Raw genomic sequence first — 3,711 nt, 5'->3', positions numbered from 1 at the left:
CTTTGCTGTCACTAATAAATTTACCTAGTGATTTACCATTAACAATAATCTCAACAGTCTTATTAATCAATGGATTACCATTTTTATCTAAAACATCTACAGTAACATTAACCACATCATCAACACTACCATTTGGAACATTGATATTTAGAGAAACATTTTGTTTAGAGAAATTAACATCTAAAAGAGTACTATTGGAATTATAAAGTTGATTAGCATTGATAGTGACATTTAAACTACTGATAGACTCTTTAATATTGTAAGGTACTTTAGCAAGTCCATTAACAAAGTTAACATTAGTATAATTAACCCCACCAACACTAACATTAAACAAACCACTAACCAAATAACTAGAATTAACCAAATTAGTAAGATTCAAAGTAACATTAACCACATCACCAACACTACCACTAGGAACAACAGCACCAATACCAATATTTGCTTTAGTGAAATTAACAACAACACTAGCATTATTAGAATTATAATAATTATTACCATTAGTACCAATATTTAAACTACTATCTAATGCTGTAATCTGATAGAATACATTAGCTAAACCGTCCACAAAGTTAACATTAGTATAATTAACACCACCAACACTAACATTAAACAAACCACTAACCAAATAACTAGAATTAGCCAAATTAATGAGACTCAAACTAACATTAACCACTTGACCAACACTACCACTCGGAACAACCGCACTAATACCTAATTTTGCTTTAGTGAAATTAATAACAACATTAGTATCATTAGAACTATAATAATCATTACCACCAACAATAACATTCAAACTACTACCTGAGGATGTAATCTGGTATGATATATTAGCTAAACCATCCACAAAATTAACAGTATAATTAACCCCACCAACACTAACATTAAACAAACCACTAACAAGATAGCTAGAATTAGCCAAATTGGTAAGATTCAAACTAACATTAACCACCTGCCCAACACTACCACTTGGAACTGTGATATTAATACCTACTTTTGCTTTAGTGAAATTAACAATGACACTAGTATTATTAGGAGCATAATAATCATTACCACTAACACTGATATTCAAACTATTACCTACTGCTGTAACTTGATAGGATATATTAGCTAAACCATCCACAAAATTAACATTAGTATAATTAACCCCACCAACACTAACATTAAACCAACCATTAACAGGATAAGAAGAATTAGCCAAATTAGTGAGATTCAAACTAACATTAACCACTTGACCAACACTACCACTCGGAACAACCGCACCAATACCTAATTTTGCTTTAGTGAAATTAACAATGACACTAGTATTATTAGGAGTATAATAATCATTACCACTAACACCAATATTTAAACTACTCTCTAATGCTGTAATCTGATAGGATACATTAGCTAAACCATTAACAAAGTTAACATTAGTATAATTAACACCACCAACACTAACATTAAACCAACCATTAACAGGATAGGAAGAATTAGCTAAATTAGTAAGATTTAAAGTAACATTAACCACTTGACCCACACTACCACTTGGAACTGTGATATTAATACCAATATTTGCTTTAGTGAAATTAACAATAACATTAGTATCATTAGGATTATAATAATCATTACCACTAACACCGATATTCAAAATACTACCTACTGCTGTAACTTGATAGGATACATTAGCTAAACCATTAACAAAATTAACATTAGTATAATTAACCCCACCAACACTAACATTAAACAAACCACTAACAGGATAAGAAGAATTAACCAAATTAGTGAAATTCAAACTAACATTAACCACCTGCCCCACACTACCACTCGGAACAACCGCACTAATACCTAATTTTGCTTTAGTGAAATTAACAATAACATTAGTATTATTAGAATTATAATAATCATTACCACTAACACTGATATTCAAAATACTACCTACTGCTGTAACTTGATAGGATACATTAGCTAAACCATTAATAAAGTTAAGATTAGTATAATTAACCCCACCAATACTAACATTAAACAAACCATTAACAGAATAGGTAGAATTAGCTAAATTAGTGAAATTTAAAGTAATATTAACTACTTGCCCCACACTACCACTCGGAACTGTGATATTAATACCAATATTTGCTTTAGTGAAATTAACAACAACATTAGCATTATTAGAACTATAATAATCATTACCACCAACACTGACATTTAAACTACCTACTGCTGTAATTTGATAGGATATATTAGCTAAACCATCTACAAAGTTAACATTAGTGTAATTAACACCACTAACACTAACATTGAACAAACCATTAACAGGATATGTAGAATTAGCTAAGTTAGTGAGATTTAAAGTAATATTAACTACTTGTCCAACATTACCATTGGCAGTAGCATTGATACCTAATTTTGCTTTAGTGAAGTTAACAATGACACTGGTATTATTAGGATTATAATAATCATTACCACTAACACTGATATTCAAACTATTACTTACTGCTGTAACTTGGTAGGATATATTAGCTAAACCATTAACAAAATTAACATTGGTATAATTAACACCACTGACACTGATATTGAATAAATCATTAATAGGATAGGTAGAATTAGCTAAATTAGTGAGATTTAAAGTAATATTAACTATTTGTCCAACATTTGCATTGGGAGTTGTGATGTTTATGTTGATATTGGCTTTGTTTATGAATATTTCTGCAGTGCTATTAAGGTATACGTAGTTACTATTATTTAATTCAGCAGCATATGTGAAGTTATTAGTGAAATCGGTCCCTGTGTATGTGAAAATAGCTATACCACTAGAATTTGTGATAGCACTACCTATAATATTCCCATTGACGATGAAGTTAACTGTCACGCCTTCTATTTGACCATCTATTTGACCAGTGACATTAGCTATTAATGTAGGGTAGATACCGACTGTTGTGGTGTTATTATAAGTTGTGATGGTGGCATTTTGAGGGTAGAAGGTGAGATTGGTGGTGTTAAATGTTAAAATAGTGGTGTTATCATCATCTAGAGCGATGGCGAAGATGGAGTAGTTGCCTGTGTAATTGATTAGGTATGTGATGCTGGTAAATCCATTGGCATCAGTTGTTCCAGTTCCAATGAAGATTAAATCAGCAGTTCCTGATCCATTGAAATCACCATCAATATCTATGTAAAAGTTAATGGTTTTATTAGACATGGATCCAGTTAAATTAGATAATGTGGCATTAATAGTTATATTGGTGTGATATGTGCCATTTTCTCCATTAACAATTATAGTTTCTCCACCATTAGTATATATTAAGTAATTTATTATTTTGTTGACTTCATTATCTGTTACAAATGTGAATTCAACTTCTTGTGTGCTCGTGAGGTTTAGTATAACTGCAATGATTTTGTTTTCTCTTGCATCAAAATTACTGATATAAGTTAAACCAGTTGGATTAAAGGATAAAATATTGAATACCACAACACTTCCTGTGGTTGTGACATTAGTCCAGACATCAGTGACAAAGTAAGGTAGCAAGGTTATATTAGTAGAACTGTTATCATTTAAACCGAAAGTATAGCTAAATAAGGCGATGTTATGATGACCAATATCAGAGATGTTGGTAATTCCCACAACAAAGTATTTATCAGGAGTAAATGGAGTACCATTTGCCATTATGCTTGGAGTGTTATCTCCCCACCAATTATAATCAAGGACTGAATCATCACCATTATCCTCTAAATCAA

General features: G+C 31.0%; 1 protein-coding gene. It reads right to left on the bottom strand.

The genetic code is table 11. The annotated features are described in order from the left end of the window. On the bottom strand, positions 1-3,711 hold a 3,711-nt coding region (locus MBFIL_RS10770), incomplete at both ends, for a beta strand repeat-containing protein (protein ID WP_169805496.1).

The sequence above is a fragment of the Methanobrevibacter filiformis genome (genome assembly GCF_001639265.1).
Taxonomy (GTDB): domain Archaea; phylum Methanobacteriota; class Methanobacteria; order Methanobacteriales; family Methanobacteriaceae; genus Methanacia; species Methanacia filiformis.
This window is presented reverse-complemented; position numbering and strand designations above follow the sequence as displayed.